Annotated in this window: 17 protein-coding genes; 9 read left to right on the top strand and 8 right to left on the bottom strand. The window is 55.4% G+C overall.

Annotated features, from left to right (window positions below):
- Positions 1-88 precede the first annotated feature (88 nt).
- Both rpoH and J4P41_RS09095 read left to right on the top strand, forming a co-directional pair.
- A complete protein-coding gene (gene rpoH / locus J4P41_RS09100; protein WP_010504308.1) occupies positions 89-982 on the top strand; it encodes an RNA polymerase sigma factor RpoH in 894 nt (297 codons plus the stop codon).
- Between the two features lie 463 nt (positions 983-1,445).
- The gene (locus J4P41_RS09095) at positions 1,446-2,624 is read left to right on the top strand and encodes a hypothetical protein (protein WP_426066861.1); all 1,179 of its coding nucleotides are present in this window, start codon (positions 1,446-1,448) and stop codon (positions 2,622-2,624) included.
- A gap of 13 nt (positions 2,625-2,637) precedes the next feature.
- Here J4P41_RS09095 and J4P41_RS09090 read toward each other — a convergent pair whose 3' ends face one another.
- Complete coding sequence (locus tag J4P41_RS09090) at positions 2,638-3,090, bottom strand: hypothetical protein (RefSeq protein WP_426066860.1); 453 nt, start codon at positions 3,088-3,090, stop codon at positions 2,638-2,640.
- A 337-nt stretch (positions 3,091-3,427) separates the two neighbouring features.
- On the opposite strand from J4P41_RS09090, the gene J4P41_RS09085 reads away from it, so the two are divergent.
- The gene (locus J4P41_RS09085; protein ID WP_426066859.1) at positions 3,428-3,670 is read left to right on the top strand and encodes a hypothetical protein; all 243 of its coding nucleotides are present in this window, start codon (positions 3,428-3,430) and stop codon (positions 3,668-3,670) included.
- Positions 3,667-3,855, top strand: a complete 189-nt coding sequence (locus J4P41_RS09080) for a helix-turn-helix transcriptional regulator (protein WP_426066858.1) — start codon at positions 3,667-3,669, stop codon at positions 3,853-3,855. The genes J4P41_RS09085 and J4P41_RS09080 overlap by 4 nt, the downstream gene beginning before the upstream one ends.
- A 49-nt stretch (positions 3,856-3,904) precedes the next feature.
- Here the strand turns inward: J4P41_RS09080 and J4P41_RS09075 are convergent, their stop codons facing one another.
- Both J4P41_RS09075 and gap read right to left on the bottom strand, forming a co-directional pair.
- A complete protein-coding gene (locus J4P41_RS09075; RefSeq protein ID WP_426066857.1) occupies positions 3,905-5,119 on the bottom strand; it encodes a phosphoglycerate kinase in 1,215 nt (404 codons plus the stop codon).
- A gap of 3 nt (positions 5,120-5,122) precedes the next feature.
- A complete protein-coding gene (gap, locus tag J4P41_RS09070; protein WP_426066856.1) occupies positions 5,123-6,142 on the bottom strand; it encodes a type I glyceraldehyde-3-phosphate dehydrogenase in 1,020 nt (339 codons plus the stop codon).
- A gap of 186 nt (positions 6,143-6,328) precedes the next feature.
- Here gap and J4P41_RS09065 point away from each other — a divergent pair, with 186 nt between their 5' ends.
- Positions 6,329-6,784 (top strand): hypothetical protein, encoded by a 456-nt coding sequence (locus tag J4P41_RS09065; RefSeq protein ID WP_426066926.1) that lies wholly within the window; start codon positions 6,329-6,331, stop codon positions 6,782-6,784.
- A 108-nt stretch (positions 6,785-6,892) separates the two neighbouring features.
- Here J4P41_RS09065 and J4P41_RS09060 read toward each other — a convergent pair whose 3' ends face one another.
- Positions 6,893-7,882: an exodeoxyribonuclease VII large subunit gene (locus J4P41_RS09060; RefSeq protein ID WP_426066855.1), complete on the bottom strand. Its 990-nt coding sequence runs from the start codon at positions 7,880-7,882 to the stop codon at positions 6,893-6,895.
- A gap of 142 nt (positions 7,883-8,024) precedes the next feature.
- Here J4P41_RS09060 and J4P41_RS09055 point away from each other — a divergent pair, with 142 nt between their 5' ends.
- The gene (locus tag J4P41_RS09055; protein ID WP_023943663.1) at positions 8,025-8,423 is read left to right on the top strand and encodes a DUF4186 domain-containing protein; all 399 of its coding nucleotides are present in this window, start codon (positions 8,025-8,027) and stop codon (positions 8,421-8,423) included.
- On the opposite strand, the gene J4P41_RS09050 is transcribed toward J4P41_RS09055, so the two are convergent.
- Entirely contained in the window at positions 8,405-9,718 is a 1,314-nt protein-coding gene (locus tag J4P41_RS09050; protein ID WP_426066854.1) for an amino acid permease, read from the bottom strand. The two genes, J4P41_RS09055 and J4P41_RS09050, sit on opposite strands and share 19 nt — an antisense overlap.
- 23 nt (positions 9,719-9,741) lie before the next feature.
- A complete protein-coding gene (locus tag J4P41_RS09045; RefSeq protein ID WP_010504285.1) occupies positions 9,742-10,203 on the bottom strand; it encodes an Lrp/AsnC family transcriptional regulator in 462 nt (153 codons plus the stop codon).
- A 110-nt stretch (positions 10,204-10,313) separates the two neighbouring features.
- Between J4P41_RS09045 and J4P41_RS09040 the strand changes: the two genes are divergently transcribed.
- The gene (locus J4P41_RS09040) at positions 10,314-11,789 is read left to right on the top strand and encodes an aminotransferase class V-fold PLP-dependent enzyme (protein ID WP_426066853.1); all 1,476 of its coding nucleotides are present in this window, start codon (positions 10,314-10,316) and stop codon (positions 11,787-11,789) included.
- A gap of 78 nt (positions 11,790-11,867) precedes the next feature.
- A complete protein-coding gene (locus J4P41_RS09035; RefSeq protein WP_426066852.1) occupies positions 11,868-12,770 on the top strand; it encodes a delta(1)-pyrroline-2-carboxylate reductase family protein in 903 nt (300 codons plus the stop codon).
- 44 nt (positions 12,771-12,814) lie between these two features.
- Here J4P41_RS09035 and J4P41_RS09030 read toward each other — a convergent pair whose 3' ends face one another.
- Positions 12,815-13,705, bottom strand: a complete 891-nt coding sequence (locus tag J4P41_RS09030) for a transporter (protein WP_023943672.1) — start codon at positions 13,703-13,705, stop codon at positions 12,815-12,817.
- A gap of 79 nt (positions 13,706-13,784) precedes the next feature.
- A complete protein-coding gene (locus J4P41_RS09025) occupies positions 13,785-16,256 on the bottom strand; it encodes a membrane-bound PQQ-dependent dehydrogenase, glucose/quinate/shikimate family (protein WP_026017647.1) in 2,472 nt (823 codons plus the stop codon).
- 407 nt (positions 16,257-16,663) lie between these two features.
- Here J4P41_RS09025 and J4P41_RS09020 point away from each other — a divergent pair, with 407 nt between their 5' ends.
- A complete protein-coding gene (locus J4P41_RS09020) occupies positions 16,664-17,569 on the top strand; it encodes a helix-turn-helix domain-containing protein (RefSeq protein WP_023943676.1) in 906 nt (301 codons plus the stop codon).
- Positions 17,570-17,577 lie beyond the last annotated feature (8 nt).

Below are 17,577 nucleotides of genomic sequence, written 5' to 3'. Positions count from 1 at the left end.
TGGGTGTGAGGAACCTTCCTGCCGCCAGTTCGTATGAGTCATCACCTCATCGAGCCAGGCACACCCCGGGCGAAAGGAGTCGAAGACCATGGCATCTCCAGCTGTCATTTCTGTAGGTCCTGAAAACAACCTGACCCGGTATCTTCAGGAGATTCGCAAATTCCCCCTTCTGACACCACAGGAAGAGCTTGATCTCTCCCGTGCCTGGCGGAAGAACGAGGACACCAACGCCGCACATCGACTGGTCACATCTCACCTGCGTCTCGTCGCCAAGATTGCCATGGGCTATCGCGGCTACGGTCTGCCGGTGAATGAACTGATCAGCGAAGGCAATATCGGCATGATGCAGGCCGTCCGCCGCTTCGATCCGGAGCGCGGCTTCCGTCTTGCCACTTACGCCATGTGGTGGATCCGCGCCGCCATGCAGGAATACATTCTGCATAGCTGGTCATTGGTAAAAATGGGCACGACTGCCTCGCAAAAGAAGCTGTTCTTCAACCTGCGTCGCCTGAAGGGGCAGATGCAGGCCATTGATGACGGCGATCTCAAGCCTGAGCAGGTCAATTCCATCGCAACAACGCTCGGCGTGCCTGAGCAGGATGTTGTGTCCATGAACCAGCGCCTGTCCGCACCGGACCATAGCCTGAACGCTCCTTTGCGCATTGACGGCGAAGGAGAATGGCAAGACTGGCTGGTAGACGACACGGAAAACCAGGAACAGACTTACGCGGCTTCTGAGGAGTTCAGTGGGCGGAAGGCTCTGCTGGATCAGGCAATGATGACCCTGAACGAGCGTGAACGTCACATTCTGGCAGAACGTCGTTTGAAGGAAGAGCCATCAACGCTCGAAGATCTGTCACACCACTACAATGTTTCCCGTGAACGTATCCGACAAATTGAAGCCCGGGCCATGGAAAAGCTTCAAAAAGCCATGGCATCTGAGGTCGAGCACCGCCGTCGCGAAAACGGTCTTCAGAACTGATCCTACATTTCTTCCGCAAACGGGCTGCCAGATATTCTTCTGGCAGCCCGTTTTTGTTTGGAGTTCAGAATACATTTTTGAAAATTTCATGAAACACTCTCACATCTGATCAACCAAGCCTCAACAGAGAGTTACAAAGAAATATACAAGGACACAGAGATATCGATAAATCTGAAATGACATCACAACCTGAATGTTCTGGCCCATGCTTTCCCGTTATAAGATACTTTTATTAAATATTATTCTATTCGCCTTTATTATTGCGAGCCGGTTCCAGACCTTCGGCAACCCTCTTATCCACGTAGATGAGGAATTTTATCTTTTTGGCGGTGGCCGCCTGCTCCATGGAGACCTCCCCTACATTCAGATCTGGGATAGAAAACCGTTTGGCATCTTTCTTCTCTATGCTTTCTTCCATCTGTTTGGCCCGTACAGAATTATAGCCTATCAGGCGGGCGCCGTAATGGCCGTCTGGGGAACGGCCTGGCTGCTGTTTCGAATGGGACAGACCATAGCTCCAACGGTTGGAGCCTTTGTCTCGGCTCTTCTCTATGTAGCGCTGCTGAACCTCTCTTTGGGAGAAGGTGGCCAAACACCCATTTTCTACAATCTGCTTGTTGCAGGGGCTGTCGCGCTTATCCTGCGTCGCCTTATGCGTCCTGGCCAACTGCTACAAACGCGAGATATTCTTTCTGCAATGCTGCTCTTCGGTCTGGCCATGCAGATCAAATACACCGTAGTGTTCGAAGGCATTTTCGTCGGGCTCTATTGTGTATTCCACCGCTTTCTTGCTTCTCGTTCCCTCTCCGGGATTCTGAAAGATGTCAGCCTTCTGGCGGGGGCAGGTATTCTGCCAACTGCTATAATTTTTACGTTTTATGCAGCGCTTGGACATCGATCAGAGTGGATTTTCGCCAACCTAGAGTCAATTTTCCTTCGTGGACACGTCCCGACCAAAGAAATCCATCATCTTCAAAAACGGATGCTTGTCGATATTCTCCCGCTGATCCCTGGTCTTGTAGTGACAGGGGTTCTGGCGCACAAAAAAGCTTCAGAGCCTCAGTATCTTTACCTGACTCTCTGGGCATGCACTGCCGGCTTGGGCATTGTGATCTTCGGAGGGTGGTATGTTCATTATATCCTACCTCTTTACGCCCCCCTCGCTCTGACCTGCGCCCCGCTCTGGTACAAAAAAGCAGGTCGGATATGGGTCGTGGCACTTCTCTGCGTTGTTTCACTGATCGGCCAGTACAGTCTGCGGAAGCACAGGCTGGATCATGGGGACCGGCAGACATTTCAGGCTATGCTCAACGTGATGAAGCAGGCTCCTGGATGCGTCTTTGTCTATCAGGGGCCACCAGAACTTTACGATACGCCCTATTGGTGCCCTCTGACCACTCATCCGTTCCCCGGACATTTTCATGAAGCTGTTGAAGTTCACGCAACAGGAATAGATGTCATGCTGGAGTTACATCGGGTCTTGTCAAAGCGCCCTGAATATATTGTCACTCAGGACGAATTTCCCGTGAACGAAAACAGGGCCATCCGAAAGGAACTCTTCAGGGAAATTTACGCCAGCTACGAACTTGTCTATAAATTTCAGGGGCCGAACAGCTCAATCTACCTCTACCGGCACACCTGACTTCAGCCGACGCTTATTGTGAGAGTGGAACGGCTAGTGCAAGCCCTCCAGCAACTGTACCTGCGCCTTTCCGATGCTGGTCTGCATGATTGTCTACCGCGGTATCATCAATGCGACCAACCTTCTCCGAAAAAAAATCAGGCTTGAGATACGCATCCGGCTGAGCCGCATCCCGGGGGCCTTCAATATTTTCGTCTGGCAATGGAGCGGCGCCAAAACTTGAAGACATCTGCTCCGCTACCATGCTGGCTCGATGCTTTTGCAGCCCTCTCATGAGGGCCGCGCCCTGTCTGGGATCGGCGGATACCGTCTGAGACAGCGATGCGTCAAAAGGATGAGCAAAAGCCGAAAGCGGCTTCTTATTGGATAAACCCGATGAGGCAGCCTCAGCAGCAAGTGCATTGCAAGAGGTCGTCGCCAGAACAACTACGGGAAAAGACCTCAACAAGGCAGATATAAGGCGCATCGGGTAGATTCCAGCAGAACAAAAAGCTGAAATCAGTGTGCTGAGTCGCAGCCTCAAATTACAATTAGAAAAATTAGAAAGTTTCGTGACGTCACAAAACGTGATCGATGTGTACGAGAGGTTGGAACTCTTGATGTAAAGTCTATTTGACATTCTCACATAAAAAGTAAAGCATCCTTTACACAAGAAGGGATAAATAATCCTATATGGTCGACGCTATCTCATTGAACTTGGCAGTGCTGTGATCCTGTATGTTGTGTTGCTGTTCGGAGCAAATTATCTGGAACGCGCATTTCACCCCGGGTTCCCCGCAAGAACGGTCCTGGCGCTTACACCCATGCTGGGAGCTCTGACCGCGGCATGGGCCATCATGCGCACAATCTGGCGAATGGATGAATTGCAACGACGCATTCAGCTGGATGCGATCGCAATGTCTTTTCTGGGAACTGCCCTGCTGACTTTTGCTTGGGACTTCGCTGAAAGTACTGGCCTGCCTCATCTCAGAGCTTTTGCGGTCTGGCCGATTATGTGCGCGTTCTGGGGGATCAGTGGCATTGTCGCTCAAAGGCGTTATCGGTGAACAATTACCTTAAAGAACTTCGGGCGGAACGCAGCTGGAGTCAGGCAGATCTGGCCGCAGCGCTGGCTGTTTCAAGGCAAACGGTCAATGCTATCGAAAAAGGGCGCTATGATCCGAGCCTCCCTTTAGCTTTCACGATCTCGCAGCTTTTCGAGCGCAAAATTGAGGAAATTTTCTTTCCGTAAGGCCAAGGCAAAAAAAGCGGGGGAGATCACCCTCCCCGCCTTCTGATAATCAGTCCAGACCGAGTTGCTGGCCTGTCGTACGAAGCACTTCGATACCCGGAAGAATTTTGCCTTCCAGCCACTCCAGAAACGCACCGCCAGCCGTTGAGACATAGCTCATCTGGCCAGCCACACCGGCATGACGCAGAGCAGAGACCGTGTCACCACCACCTGCGACAGTCCGCAGCTTGCCGTCCTGTGTCAGACGGGCCGCTTCCTGTGCAACCTCAACAGTTGCGCGATCAAACGGCGCGATTTCGAACGCCCCCAGAGGACCATTCCAAACCAGCGTCTTCAAAGTCGCCAGACGCTCGTTGATCAGTTCCACCGTGCGCGGACCGGCATCGAGGATCATGGCATCAGCCGGAACTTCACCAATCAGGCACACTTCGCTCTCGGCGCCAGCCTTGAACTCACGCGCCACAACGGCATCAACCGGCAGAACGATTTCACAGCCCTTTTCCTGCGCAAGATGCGCGATCTTGCGGGCTGTTTCGTGCATGTCCGCTTCCTGCAGGGACTTGCCCACAGCAATGCCTTCAGCCGCCAGGAACGTGTTGGCCATCGCACCAGTGATGAACAGCGTGTCCACCTTCTCGATGACGTTACCAATCAGATCCAGCTTCGTGGAAATCTTGGAGCCACCAATGATGGCGCCAACCGGACGTTCCGGGTTTTCCAGCGCGGCCGACAGAGCCGAGAGTTCGGCCTGCATCAGACGCCCGGCGAAGGACGGCAGATCATGCGCCACACCTTCCGTGGAGGCGTGGGCGCGATGAGCCGCCGAGAACGCATCATTGACGAAAATATCGCCATTTTCTGCAAGAGCCTTGGCAAAAGCCGGGTCATTGGCTTCCTCACCCGCATGAAAGCGCGTATTTTCCAGAACCAGCACGTCGCCATCCTTGAGGGCAGCAACAGCCGCCTCAACGGTTGGGCCAACACATTCCGGAACGAAAGCCACCGGCTTACCCAGCACTTCGCCGAGCTTCTCGGCGATGGGGTGCAGAGACATGCTCGGAACGACCTTGCCCTTCGGGCGATCGAAATGGCTCAGGACCACAACGCGCGCGCCCTTGTCGGCGAGTTCGCTGATGGTCGGGGCAACGCGCTCGATGCGCGTGGCGTCAGTGATGACGCCGTCATGCATCGGCACGTTCAGATCAGCCCGGACGAGCACGCGTTTGCCGCGTGCCTCCAGGTTATCGAGCGTGCGGAACACCATGGCTTAGAGGCTCCCGAAAGCGGCGGCCGTATCCGCCATACGGTTGGAGAAACCCCACTCGTTGTCATACCAGGCGCAGATGCGAACAAGCTGGCCGCCATCGACCAGAGCCGTCTGCGTGGCGTCGAACGTGGAGGAAGCCGGAGAGTGGTTGAAGTCCGTGCTCACCAGCGGGTCCGTGTTGTAATCCAGAATACCCTTGAGCTTGCCTTCAGACGCGGCACGGAGGGCTTCGTTTACAGCCTCGACAGAAGCCGGAATAGTCTTGGGCACGAAGTCGAGGGAAACGAGAGAGACGTTCGGCGTCGGAACACGAATGGCCGTACCGTCCAGCTTGCCCTTCAGGTGTGGAAGCACCAGACCAACAGCCTTGGCAGCACCCGTGGACGTCGGGATCATGTTCAGAGCCGCAGCGCGAGCACGACGCGGATCCTTGTGGAGCGTATCCACCGTGCGCTGATCACCTGTGTAGGAATGGATCGTAACCATGTAGCCACGCTCGATGCCGAATGCTTCGTCCAGAACGGACGCAACAGGTGCAAGGCAGTTCGTGGTGCAGGAGGCGTTGGAAATCACCTTCATATCCGGCGTCAGAACGTCGTCGTTCACACCGAAGACGATGGTCGCGTCCACATCCGTTGCCGGAGCGGAGACGATCACACGCTTTGCGCCAGCTTCGAGCAGGGCAGCAGCCTTTTCACGCGTCGTGAACAGGCCCGTGCATTCCATGGCAACATCAATGCCTTCAAACGGTACCTTGGAGGGGTCGCGCTCGGCGGACACCGTGATCGGACCATAGGTGCGACCATTCGCTTCGATGATGAGCGTATTGCCTTCAGCGCGGACCTTGCCCGGCAGGCGGCCGTGAACGCTGTCATGACCCAGCAGATGAGCATTTGCTTCTACCGAACCCAGATCGTTAATGGCCACGACTTCAACGTCCGTACGGCCACTCTCAATGATGCCGCGCAGAACGAGACGTCCGATACGTCCGAAACCGTTGATTGCGATTTTTACCGCCATGCCTGCCTACTCCGCTATTCTGACGAAAGGGCATCATCCATAGCATCGCTACAAAGAAGCAACAGGGGGTTGGCACAGTTTTTAATGAACTTGATGCGCTTAATCTTGCCCAAACCGTCCGTTCCTGCGACGGTCCCGCACAATATGGCTGCAATTCTCCGCAATTTTCGTTCCTTTCGAGGCATCATGGCTCCACGTGCCCTTCTTCTGGCGGGAAGCATCCTGCTGGTGACTCCCCTGCTGGCTGGCTGCCAGCTGATCGATCAGCGCACGTTCAACCCACAGGCTGGAAAACCACCCCGTCCGTATATCCCCCCCGCCCCGCCAGCCCCCAAACCCAAACCCCCGTTCCTGCAGATTGAGGGCGGAACGCCGGAAGCAGAATATGGCCCTGCCGTGGACAAGGCTGTGAAAGCAGCTCTTGCCCGTAAGGAAAACGTTCTGTTCATCGTGCAGCTTCTGGTTCCGTTACAGAACGATCCCTCAGCACAGGCCAAAGCCATGACTGAAGCAACTCAGTCAGATCTGCAGCCCGTCGCCCATCGGATCAACACGGCAGGGGCACAACAAATCCAGATCGAAATGCACGCTGTGGCAGACGGTTCAGTCACGCACCCTGTGATTCGGGTCGACGTTCGCTAACACCGCCAACGCAAGAGTTTTCCCGCCTGCTACTCCACACAGCCTGACACACCTGCCTCGGCCTTTCGAGGCAGGCGTTATCCAAAGACAGATGGGGCTTTCCAAAGATCAGAAAAACCTTGGGAGCAGCCAACCAAGTAGCACCCCTAATCCCAGCAAGATCAGAGCATTTCTGAGCCTTGTTCCCAGAGCCGGACCAGGTGGCGCCACCGCCATGGATGCGGCACTTTCTCGCAGGGCGACAATTTCTTCCTGCTGTGCGCGCGCTTCCTCCTGCTGCTGCCAGAGGCGACCGCTCATCCTGCGAATATAATGCCCTGCATCAGCCGGCGTCGTGGCAGCATGGTCGACGAGACGCTCGGCCAGCGTCCGGTTGGCGGTGTGTCCCACACCCAGAACCCGGTGCGCCTGACAGGTGGCCAGTGCTTCCAGAACGAGTGGATGCTCAAACACCGCAAATTCTGACATATCTCCGCCACCACGGATCAGAACAATAATGTCTTCCCGACACGTCCCAATAGCATCAGCAATCCGATGCGGGTCCGTCATGGCTACCGGCAAAGACCGAATACGTTCTGATCGCCATCCGCCTCCGAGACCCTGAAGAAAGTCTTCCGCCACAAGAGCATTGGAGGACGCAGAGTGAATCAGCAGAAGCCTTGCCTCCCGCCGCTCAGGATACGGATGGAACTCCCAGCTCAATCCCCGAAGAACATCCAGAAGCGACTTTTCAGCGCGATCAACCTTCTGTCGTCCGGGATCGTAAGGGTCAACCGCCAGCGCTTCAAACCGAAGAGCCACCTGTCCCCTGAGATGTCGCGCTCTCAAAAAGCCCGTCACCCGTACATAGTCACCCGCGCGAACATCTGCCACGGCCAAAATGGACTTGGTCGCCTCAAGCAAAATAGAGGTTCCAAGCTGCGGGTCGATTAAGGGAAGCTGATAGTATTTCCGGTAAGCATTCGGCGCGACATCACCCAGTTGCCCGGCAACAACAAGCGGGAAACCCCACTCTTCGAACCGGGCACAAATCTCATCCAGACGGGCCGTGAACAGATCCTGAACCTGAAGAGGGGACAGGACCGGCAGGCTGGCCATATCGCCAGATGCAGAATCAGTTCGGGTGCGTCTCGGAAAAGCGTCCATCCGGCACCATATGGAGTAAGAACAGATGTTCTCACAGAGGGTGAAAGTGCCCTCACAACATTTTTTTTGCGTATTTTCAGAAGGTTGATCCGTCTTGAGCGTTTCTTCTCCCGAAGAGCTTCTCCTGAGACTTCAGAAATCCCGGTTCCGCGCCCGGTTCCACCTCGATGAACAGGCGCAGCAATATCTGGAAAGCCGTGGGCTTGATGCCGTCATGGAACATGGCGCGACATTCATCCGGGATCGACTTGCTCCGGCTTTCCCTGCGCAGGACGGAAAACAAACGCCCATGCGCGGCCACCCCATTTTCATTGCCCAGCACGCTACGGGGTCGTGCTGTCGTGGCTGCCTTTCAAAATGGCACGGCATCCGCTCCGGCAAGCCTCTGACCGAAGACGAGCAGCAGGCTATTCTGGCCGTTCTTCGCGCCTGGATTTTGAAGGATACAGGCGCGGACGTTCCATTATCGCCGGCTCAGGGCGCGTTATTTTGAAGGCGTTTAGCCCGTGGCAGAAAGCGCTCTGCCAGCAAAATTACTATAATCGCAAAAGCGCCCATCTCGATCTGTGAGCGCGTCTCAGGCTGGATCATCATGGCGATAATCGCCATGGCAATCAGAGCCAAGGCCACATAAGCACCAACAGGTTTCTGGGGCATGATTTTCAAACGCCCAAACACAAGAAGCGCGTTATTGAACAGCATGAAACCGCCCGTCAGGCTGACAAGAACAGCAAAGATCAGACCCGGCGACAGAACAGCCGTTGCTGCAACAAAAATGGATGATCCTACACTCGCCAGAAGGGCACGCCGAGGAAGCTGCGTTTTAGGTTCGACGACCAGAAAAGTGGATGGTGCATCGCCTGTCTCCGCAAGCTCATACAAAATACGGGATGTCACGTAGATCCCGGAATTTAGGCTCGACAAAGCCGCGACAAGAATAACAATTCCCATAGCGAGTGCTGCAAAGGGCACATGAAACCGGTTTAACACCAGCAGAAACGGAGACTGTCCCGGCACAATATCGGTCCATGGGACGAGGCACAGGATCAGCGAAATGGTGACGAGATAAAAAACACCGATCCGCAACGGAATGGTGCGGGTCGCGCGCGCGATATTCCGCTCCGTATTGTCGGATTCAACCGCAGCCACCGTCGCGATTTCGCTTCCCCCCATGGAGAACAATACGGTTGGAATAACCGCCAGAAGAGCAAGAAGCCCGTGCGGCAGAACACCGCCATGACTGAACAGGTTCTCCTTCACGGGAATGGAATGAACCCCAAGCGCCCAGAAACCGATCCCGCTGAATACGATGATGGCCAGAACCTTGATGGCTGAAAACCAGTACTCGAATTCGCCATAACCTTTGACGGACAGAAGATTGACAGCCGTCATGGCACCGAGAACCAGAAGTTCCAGAACAGCATAGGGAACGGGAATATAGGGTGTGAGCATAGACGTGACAGCAATCGCTTCCACACCAATGACCGTCACCCACGTCAGCCAGTATGTCCACCCCGCCACGAAGCCAAAACGATCCCCGAGAGCGTGACGGATCTGCCCAAGAAAAGACGCACGTCCTGGCGTGACAGATGCCAGATCCCGCATCATGCTGTTGACCAGCCAGACCAGAAGTCCCGCCAGAACATATGACACAATGACCGCCGGACCACCCATTGAGAGAGCGGCTGATGAGCCGATGAAGAAACCCGCACCGATCACACCACCCAGAGCAATCATGACAATATGCCGCATTCTCAGGCTTTGGGCGAGCTGGTCCGGTTCAGTCATGAAAGATCCCTGTCAGTAATGTATCAGACCGGAAGATCCCTGTTATCCGCCAGGGTTTCCATGGTCATGTATGAGGTAATGGCATCCAGCTCGACCTTGCTGATGATCTGCTGATAGACACGATCGAAATCGTTCATGTCACAGGCCACAACCTTGAGAAGATAATCATACTCACCGGCAATCCGGTAAAAATCAACGATGTTTGGGATCGAAACGACCACTTTGCGGAACGTTTCGAACCATTCGCGTGAATGGTGGCGCGTTCGCATCAGAACAAAGACCGTCAATGTCAGCCCCAGCGCCTGCGCATTGAGGCGCACGGTGTCGTGGCTGATAATTCCGCTCTCCCGCAGGGCGTTCAGGCGACGCCAACAGGCATTCTGGGACAGGCCGACCTGTTCAGCCAGTTCACGCTGGGAGGGCGTTCCCTGCTTCTGGAGGATACGGAGGATGGCACGATCCGTTTGATCGATGATTCTGCTCATATCGATGTAAATGACAACAAAAAACCCATTCTCGTCTACAATAAAGGCACAGTTTTCCCCATTCCGGTGAGGTATTTTTCTTTTATCGGCTCAGGGAAGGATCAGGGACCATGGAAACGATCGGCAGTCTTGAAAACAGCGCAATAGCATTGGCGCAGTTCGAGCAAACCCTACGCGCAACAGGACGGGATGCCCTGCGCAAGGGCGTGCTTGGAGATGGCACGAAGTTCATGAGCCCCTTTGGCGTGCAGTCCATGCTGTATGCAGATTATGTTGCATCGGGCCGTGCACTGGTTCAGGTCGAAACCTTCGTGATGAACGAAGTTCTCCCTTACTATGCCAACAGCCACACCGAAGCTTCACTATGTGGCGCATACATGACCCGGATGCGCAATTCAGCCCGCGCCATGATCGCCCGTCTATGCCATGCGCCGGAAGATCGGTTCACGACCATCTTTATGGGGAACGGCGCCACCGCCGGTCTGAACCGTCTTGTGCATCTTCTGGAAATTCCCGCTCGCTGTGCGGTTGGCAATCGCCCGGTCATTTTCATCGGCCCCTACGAGCACCATTCCAACATTCTGCCCTGGCGGGAAAGCGGTGCCGAAATCATCGAGATCCCGGAAGCCGCAGAAGGTGGCCCGGATCTGGCCATTCTTGAAAAAGCCCTGACCTCCTGTGACGAGGAGCGCCTAAAAGTCGGTTCGTTCTCGGCTGCATCCAACGTCACCGGCATCATGACGGACGTGGACGCTGTCACGGCTCTCCTGAAGACACATGGCGCGCTTTCGATCTGGGATTATGCCGGTGCCGCCCCCTATCTGCCCATCGACATGCAACCCGGAACAGCCGTGGAGAAGGATGCCGTTGTTGTCTCCTGCCACAAGTTCATTGGTGGACCTGCAGCCTCTGGCATTCTGATCGTTCGCAATGACGCCGTTACGCGATGTGGTCCTGTCCTCCCGGGCGGGGGGACGGTCAAATTCGTTTCTCCCTGGAACCATGATTACTCAAACAGTCTGGCCACTCTTGAAGAAAGCGGAACACCCGACGTCATTGGCGATATCCGCGCAGCGCTGGCATTCATCGTCAAAGATGTGATTGGCCAGGACTTCATGGACGAACGTAATGCCGAACTGCGGGCACGGGCTATCGCGCGCTGGAGTAAAAATCCAAATATCAAGATTCTCGGTCACGCTACCGTAAAAGCCCTGCCGATTTTTTCGTTCCAGATCCGCGACACCGTAACCGGCGGCCTCATCCACCAGCAGCTTTTCACGCGTATGCTGTCCGACCGTTATGGCATTCAGGTCCGCGGCGGCTGCGCCTGTGCTGGTCCCTACGCCCATCGTTTGCTGGATATTGACGAAGCTGCGTCAGATGCGATCCGTCAGGCCATTCTTTCCGGGCAGGAAATCGAAAAACCAGGCTGGACGCGCCTGAACTTCAGCGTACTGATGGATGATGCAAAGGTCGAGCGTATCCTGGATGCGGTGGACGAACTGGCGCTTGATCCCCATTCCGTTGCTGCAGCCTATGAATGCGATGTCTCGACAGCTCGCTTCCGACCCAAAATCGCCGCCTGATCCAAACCGACTTCCCCACCCTCTTCATTTTTAACTCCGAACCGGGCACCTTCCCAAGCAAGAACAGGAAGGTGCCCCGTGAAGACTTTGACCGCCGCTGAAACACGCAAGCTGCTTCCATTTTCTCATCTCGTGGAAGTGCTTCGCCAAGCAGTCGTGGATTATCATAACGATCAAATCTCCTGCCCTGAACGTATGGTTGTCCCAACGCTTGATCGCACTGGCGCGGTCATGTCCATGGTCGCCTGCGCACCAGATATTATCGCGACGAAATTACTGACGCTTTATACGGACAATGCAGCGAGGAACCTTCCGGCCATTCAGGGCCAGGTCACGTGCATGGATGCCATTAACGGGCGTTTTCTTTTCTCGCTGGATGGCGTTACCACAACAAAACGTCGCACCGCTGCGATGTCTATGCTTGGGCTGGAGTGCTTCCGCCCCCTAGTGCTGGAAACAGTTCTTCTCATTGGCACCGGCGTACAGGCCAAAGCCCATCTTGAAGCCCTGAATACGTTTTATCCGGGTCTCATCGTTTATATTCAGGGCCGATCTTTTGAGCGCGTCAGCACCCTCATAAAAAGCAACGCATATCCAGCGCTACAACTTCGCGTTGCCCCTCTGGAACCCTTTGAGCCGGATGTCGTGATAACCGTCACCAGTAGTCAGAGCGTTCTCTATGATGAGCCTCCGGTTTCTACCCGACTGGTGATTGGCGTTGGTGCTTATCGGCCTGAAATGATTGAAATTGGTCCGACCATCGTCAACGGAAGCACCTGTATTGTGGATGACCCTATCGGAGCCCCCTCTGAAGCTGGTGATATCCTTCAGGCAGGCAAAGACTGGAGACAGGTCAAGCCTCTGGCGGCTTATCTAACAGGAGAGAAGAAACCGGAAGAACCAGTATTTTTCAAAAGTGTCGGATGTGCGGCGTGGGATCTGGCCGCCTGCCGTCTTGCACGCCGGGCGCTTCATATTTAAAACATGCGTCTGTCCGGTTCTAAAGCCGGACAGAAAAACAGATCTCACCAGAGATAAACAAGCTTCATGTAATAAGCATTCGTCTCCGGCACATTCCGACCATCAACGGAGTGTGAATACCGCCCGGTCAAGGACACGCGCTTGGAAATGTTGACCATAGCACCCACGCCAAGCGCCACTTCACGACCACTGGATTCACTTACCCAGCTATTTGCCGTATTATCACGCATTCCGGCAGTATTCTGCCAGTCAAACGCGAAGAATGGTTCAACAATCTTGCTCGCTTTCCAGCTAAAGCGCAGGTTGGAATGGAAAACCGTCCCCGGCGAGAAGCTGTGTTCGCCCGTCTTATGCTTGGTAGAAGCTACGATTGCACCTAAATCGCCATCAAAGCTGAAATGCTTCCATTCATAATCGAACATAAAACTGGACAGGTTTGACCAGTAGTTCGGAGACAGCGCATCTCGGGTGCCGACCGGCGTTTGCATGAAAGTCTGGATACCAAAGGTGCTGTGCGCGTTCGGCTTGAACCAGACCGCAGGCCCTACGATGGTTGGACCCAGACCTCCATAATTTGTGCCCTGCGCCAGCACAAAACTTTCCGACTGAATGACTTCAAACGCAAATCCGACATGCGGGATCGCATCAAAGCTTCGGAAATGCACATATTTGGTCATGCCTGCCCAAGTATGACTTCCACCAGTTGGCTGGCGGCGACCGCCGCTGTCATAGGTATTACCCGCAGCATTCCCGTCACCATACTGCACCAGGACGTTGAACGGCTTGAAATCGACTGGCAGATCGTATTCGTGAGGCCCAATGATGGCCAACGGAATATCGGCTGCATGGGCCGCAACGGCTGGCAAAAGGGATGACGCGGGCAATAGGATACTCAGGGCCCGGAGACACCCTCCGGACCAGATCGTGCGAACCATGACAATTATTTCCGCTGGAGAAGTATTGAGTGTGGAGCGCCTCTCCTAAGAGACGCGCTCCACGGTAACGTTGGTCAGATCAGTTCGCGGCTGCGCCCTGCTGTCCGTCAATCGTGTAGGCGATGATATAGTCACCGCTGCGGGTGCCAAGACCCCCATGACCACCAGCGGCGATCACAACATATTGCTTCCCGCCCATTTGATAGGACATCGGGGTTGCCTGTCCACCAGCCGGCAGACGGTCACGCCAGATCACCTTACCGGTCGAGACATCAAAGGCACGCAGATAATCATCAGCCGTCGCACCCATGAAGGATACGCCACCCTTTGTGATCACACTGCCACCGATGTTGTACATGCCGGTCGGAAGCGGGAGGTTGTTATGCGTCCGGAAAGGACCCGTGTCGCGCGTCGTGCCGACAGGATGCTGCCAGACGATCTTCTTCGTCACCAGATCAATTGCCGTCACCGTACCCCAGACCGGGCCCTTGCAGGGGATCTGAAGCGGGTTCAGCCATGGGCTGGTGTAAGCGATGTACGGCGTACCGTAGTCAGGAGAGACACTGAGAGCATCGCCCTTGGCTTCCGGCTTGTCACCCTTGCCATCCCACTTCGGCAGAATGCCGGAAGCTTCAGCATGGTTACGCTTTTCCAGACGGATCCGGAACGGCAGGTAGCTGGCATTGGCGATCAGCAGCTTGCGCTGCGGGTCGATGGATGCACCCTGCCAGTCAACCACACCATAGAATGCCGGATAGACGATCGTCGTCTTGCCAACATGCGGCGGCGTGAACTGACCTTCATAAGCGGACTGACGGAACTGGATGCGGCAGATCATCTGATCCAGCAGCGTCGCGCCCCACATGTCGCTTTCCTTCAGGTCAGGCGGCGTCAGGGACGGCAGACCAACAGCGAAAGGCTGCGTCGGCGTCACATGGTCGTCCGGTGCAACACCAGCGGTCGGAACAGGACGTTCCTCAACCGGGTAACCCGGAACCGGCTTGCCGGTACGACGATCCAGAACAAAGAACTCACCACGCTTCGTGCTCTGGACGAGAGCCGGAATGGATTCACCGTTCTGGCCAGGCAGGTCAACCATGGACGGACCGATCGGAAGATCCATGTCCCACAGGTCATGATGAACAGTCTGGAAGGTCCAGCGACGCTCACCCGTCTCGATGTCGAGAGCAATGGTTGCGCTGGAGGTTGCATCGTCGAACGGACGACGTGTGCCACCCCAGTTATCCGGCGGAGAGTTACCCGTCGGGATATACAGCAGGCCGAGGTCCGGATCTGCCGTGTAAACGCCCCAGGCATTCGGGGTGTCACGCGTCAGCTCGTCGTTCGGGCCGGGCTTCCAGTTTTCCGGGTTGTGACCAGCGTCCCAGGCCCACTCGATTTCACCGGAAATCGGGTTGAACGCACGGATTGCACCGGACGGCTCGAAGTTCGCCTGGTTATCGAAGATCCAGCCACCGAGAACCACACGATCCTTCACCACCAGCGGCGGAGACGTCACGAAGTGGAAGCCATGCGGCACATGACCCAGATACTGGCGCAGGGAGATGAAACCATGCTCGCCGAAGTCTTCACAGGGCTTGCCCGTTTCCGCATCGACAGCAAGGAGACGAACGTCACCGACCGGGGAGAAAATACGCTTCTGGCAGGCCTTGGAGCCATCAGGAGCTGTATAGTCGTCCGGAGCCTTGTAGTAGGAAACACCACGGCAGGCGAGATAGACGTTGGCCGCCAGATCTTCAGCCGCAGGCTTCGGATCGAACTTCCACTTCACCTTGCCGGTTGCAGCATCAAGGGCCATGACCCAGTTGTGCGGCGTGCAGAGATACAGGGTGTCATCGACCTTAATCGGTGTGACTTCGAGGTTGAACTCATGTCCCTGATCCGGACCAGCGACAGTGCCTTCGTCAGCCTTCTGGACATCACCTGTACGGGTCACCCAGGCACGCTTCAGATTGCTGATATTGGCCGGGGTGATCTGGCCCAGCGGGCTGTAGCGATCACCACCAACCGTGCGACCATAGGCCGGCCAGTCGGACGCAGGCGTTCCCTTGCTCGTCTCATCGACCTGATTGGCAGCCGCCATACGGTCAGCCGGAAGCGTGCCGTCGATGGAATAGGACGTGAAGCAGCTTGCAACCAGAGCCACAACCGCAATAGCAGCAGAACCAACAAGTTCACGCTTGTCAGACATCCAGGATGCACCCGAACGCCAGACCCACGGCAGCATCATCCAGCAGGCAATGCCGATCAGCGTGAACAGACGGACTTCAAGGCCCCAGATGTTGAAACCGACTTCAATGACGGACCAGATCGTCGCAACCAGCAGCAGGCCTGCGAAAATGCGTCCTGCCTGAGCCGGGTTCTTCAGGCCAACGACCGCTGCCACAAGCATGACAACGCCCATCAGCGCGTAGAACCAGGACCCACCGAGTACGAGCAGGTAACCGCCCCCACCCAGCAGGAAAAGCCCGACAAGTGCGAGCAGGATAGAGGTTACTGGCGAGAGCACCCTCTGGAGAGAAGAAGACATGACACCTCTGTTCTTCTGAAAATGGAAAACCACTTCTTCTGAAATAGTTTGTCTCTCTTAATTGTTCTGGAGGCAGGATATGGTCCGTGCCCCAAATAGCTTTGCGAGCGAGGAAAACTGGCTCGCAGGCTTAAGCCTGCTGACCGGATGATTGCCGTGAAAAGCTTTTTTCTCATCCATGAACCCATCCCCCTGCTCAAAGCGTTTCGTCAGAAAAGTGAGAGCCTTCACAGATTTGGAACCTCCTGGGGAAGCAACAGCATCTGGTCAGGCTTACGCTCTCGTTGCCTTGTTCCCGCTGGGACAGTCCGGGGGCTATCCTCAATCACGCAACTTTCACCCGAATGTGACTGCATCCCTCGCACCTGTCGCAGTTTTGGGACAGTTGGGCACGTTGGAGGCCCATCATGAACAGAATGACTCCACAGCCAGGCCTTTCCGACTCATGGGATCGTTGCTCGACCAATTATAATCTGGACCCTGCAGAACGTTGGGAAACACGCCTTCTCAGCGCGCCTGAACTCCGCTTCATCAGCAATCGAACCCGCCTGCTGATCCAGCACGCCCTGCCGGAAATGGAGCGCCTGCACTCACTGGTCATGGCGCTCGGTTTCACCGTCATGCTGGCAGATGCAAATGGTGTCGTGTTGTCCCGGCAGACAAGTCGGGATGATCTGACGGGATGTCGCCGCTGGGGCTTTCAGGCCGGAGCCCTGTGGGATGAGGAAAATGCCGGGACAAACAGCATCGGCACATGCCTGCAGGAGAAAAGGCCGGTCATGGTGTTGCAAAGCCAGCACTGGCGTCTATGCTTCCGCAATCTGACTGGGATTGCCTCTCCGCTCTACAATGCCAATGGCAAGCTGGCTGGTGTCCTGAATATCTGCTCATTTGCAGGCAATGACATCATGCCATTCTCAGGCCTTCTGATGGAAACCATGATCACAACGGCCCGTCAGATCGAAGAAAAACTGTTCCGGGAGTTCTTTCCGAACGACACCATCATTACGCTCGGCCTTGCCACGGAAAGCTCCACGCCCCTTGTGGCCCTGGACCGGGACGGACATGTTCGGGGTGCCACCCATTCCAGTCGTGTACGGATGCATTGGCCAGAAGGGGAACTGGAGCATCTGCCCGCTCTTATGAGCTTCCTGGACTCAGAAGACGAACTCAGCTTCCGCAAAGCAGAGGTTCACGTCATCCGTTCCGCATTAGCAACCACACAAGGCAATATCAGTGCTGCCGCACGCACACTGGGGATCAGCCGCTCAACGCTTCACCGCAAGATCAGAGCTCTCAACCTGATGCTCTGACCTTTCCC

The sequence above is a fragment of the Gluconobacter sp. NFX36 genome (assembly GCF_049887835.1).
GTDB lineage: Bacteria > Pseudomonadota > Alphaproteobacteria > Acetobacterales > Acetobacteraceae > Gluconobacter > Gluconobacter japonicus_A.
The sequence above is the reverse complement of the archived record's forward strand: the minus strand, read 5'-3'. Positions and strand labels throughout refer to the sequence as shown.

Bases quoted from the DNA above. Each gene is read 5' to 3' on its own strand.
- J4P41_RS09095 (WP_426066861.1), top strand. From the start codon at position 1,446: ATGGCCGTCTGGGGAACGGCCTGGCTGCTGTTTCGAATGGGACAGACC.
- rpoH (WP_010504308.1), top strand. From the start codon at position 89: ATGGCATCTCCAGCTGTCATTTCTGTAGGTCCTGAAAACAACCTGACC.
- J4P41_RS09020 (WP_023943676.1), top strand. From the start codon at position 16,664: ATGAACAGAATGACTCCACAGCCAGGCCTTTCCGACTCATGGGATCGT.
- J4P41_RS09065 (WP_426066926.1), top strand. From the start codon at position 6,329: ATGGCTCCACGTGCCCTTCTTCTGGCGGGAAGCATCCTGCTGGTGACT.
- J4P41_RS09060 (WP_426066855.1), bottom strand. From the start codon at position 7,882: ATGGCCAGCCTGCCGGTCCTGTCCCCTCTTCAGGTTCAGGATCTGTTC.
- gap (WP_426066856.1), bottom strand. From the start codon at position 6,142: ATGGCGGTAAAAATCGCAATCAACGGTTTCGGACGTATCGGACGTCTC.
- J4P41_RS09090 (WP_426066860.1), bottom strand. From the start codon at position 3,090: ATGCGCCTTATATCTGCCTTGTTGAGGTCTTTTCCCGTAGTTGTTCTG.
- J4P41_RS09050 (WP_426066854.1), bottom strand. From the start codon at position 9,718: ATGACTGAACCGGACCAGCTCGCCCAAAGCCTGAGAATGCGGCATATT.
- J4P41_RS09085 (WP_426066859.1), top strand. From the start codon at position 3,428: ATGCTGGGAGCTCTGACCGCGGCATGGGCCATCATGCGCACAATCTGG.
- J4P41_RS09045 (WP_010504285.1), bottom strand. From the start codon at position 10,203: ATGAGCAGAATCATCGATCAAACGGATCGTGCCATCCTCCGTATCCTC.
- J4P41_RS09030 (WP_023943672.1), bottom strand. From the start codon at position 13,705: ATGGTTCGCACGATCTGGTCCGGAGGGTGTCTCCGGGCCCTGAGTATC.
- J4P41_RS09075 (WP_426066857.1), bottom strand. From the start codon at position 5,119: ATGGTGTTCCGCACGCTCGATAACCTGGAGGCACGCGGCAAACGCGTG.
- J4P41_RS09025 (WP_026017647.1), bottom strand. From the start codon at position 16,256: ATGTCTTCTTCTCTCCAGAGGGTGCTCTCGCCAGTAACCTCTATCCTG.
- J4P41_RS09040 (WP_426066853.1), top strand. From the start codon at position 10,314: ATGGAAACGATCGGCAGTCTTGAAAACAGCGCAATAGCATTGGCGCAG.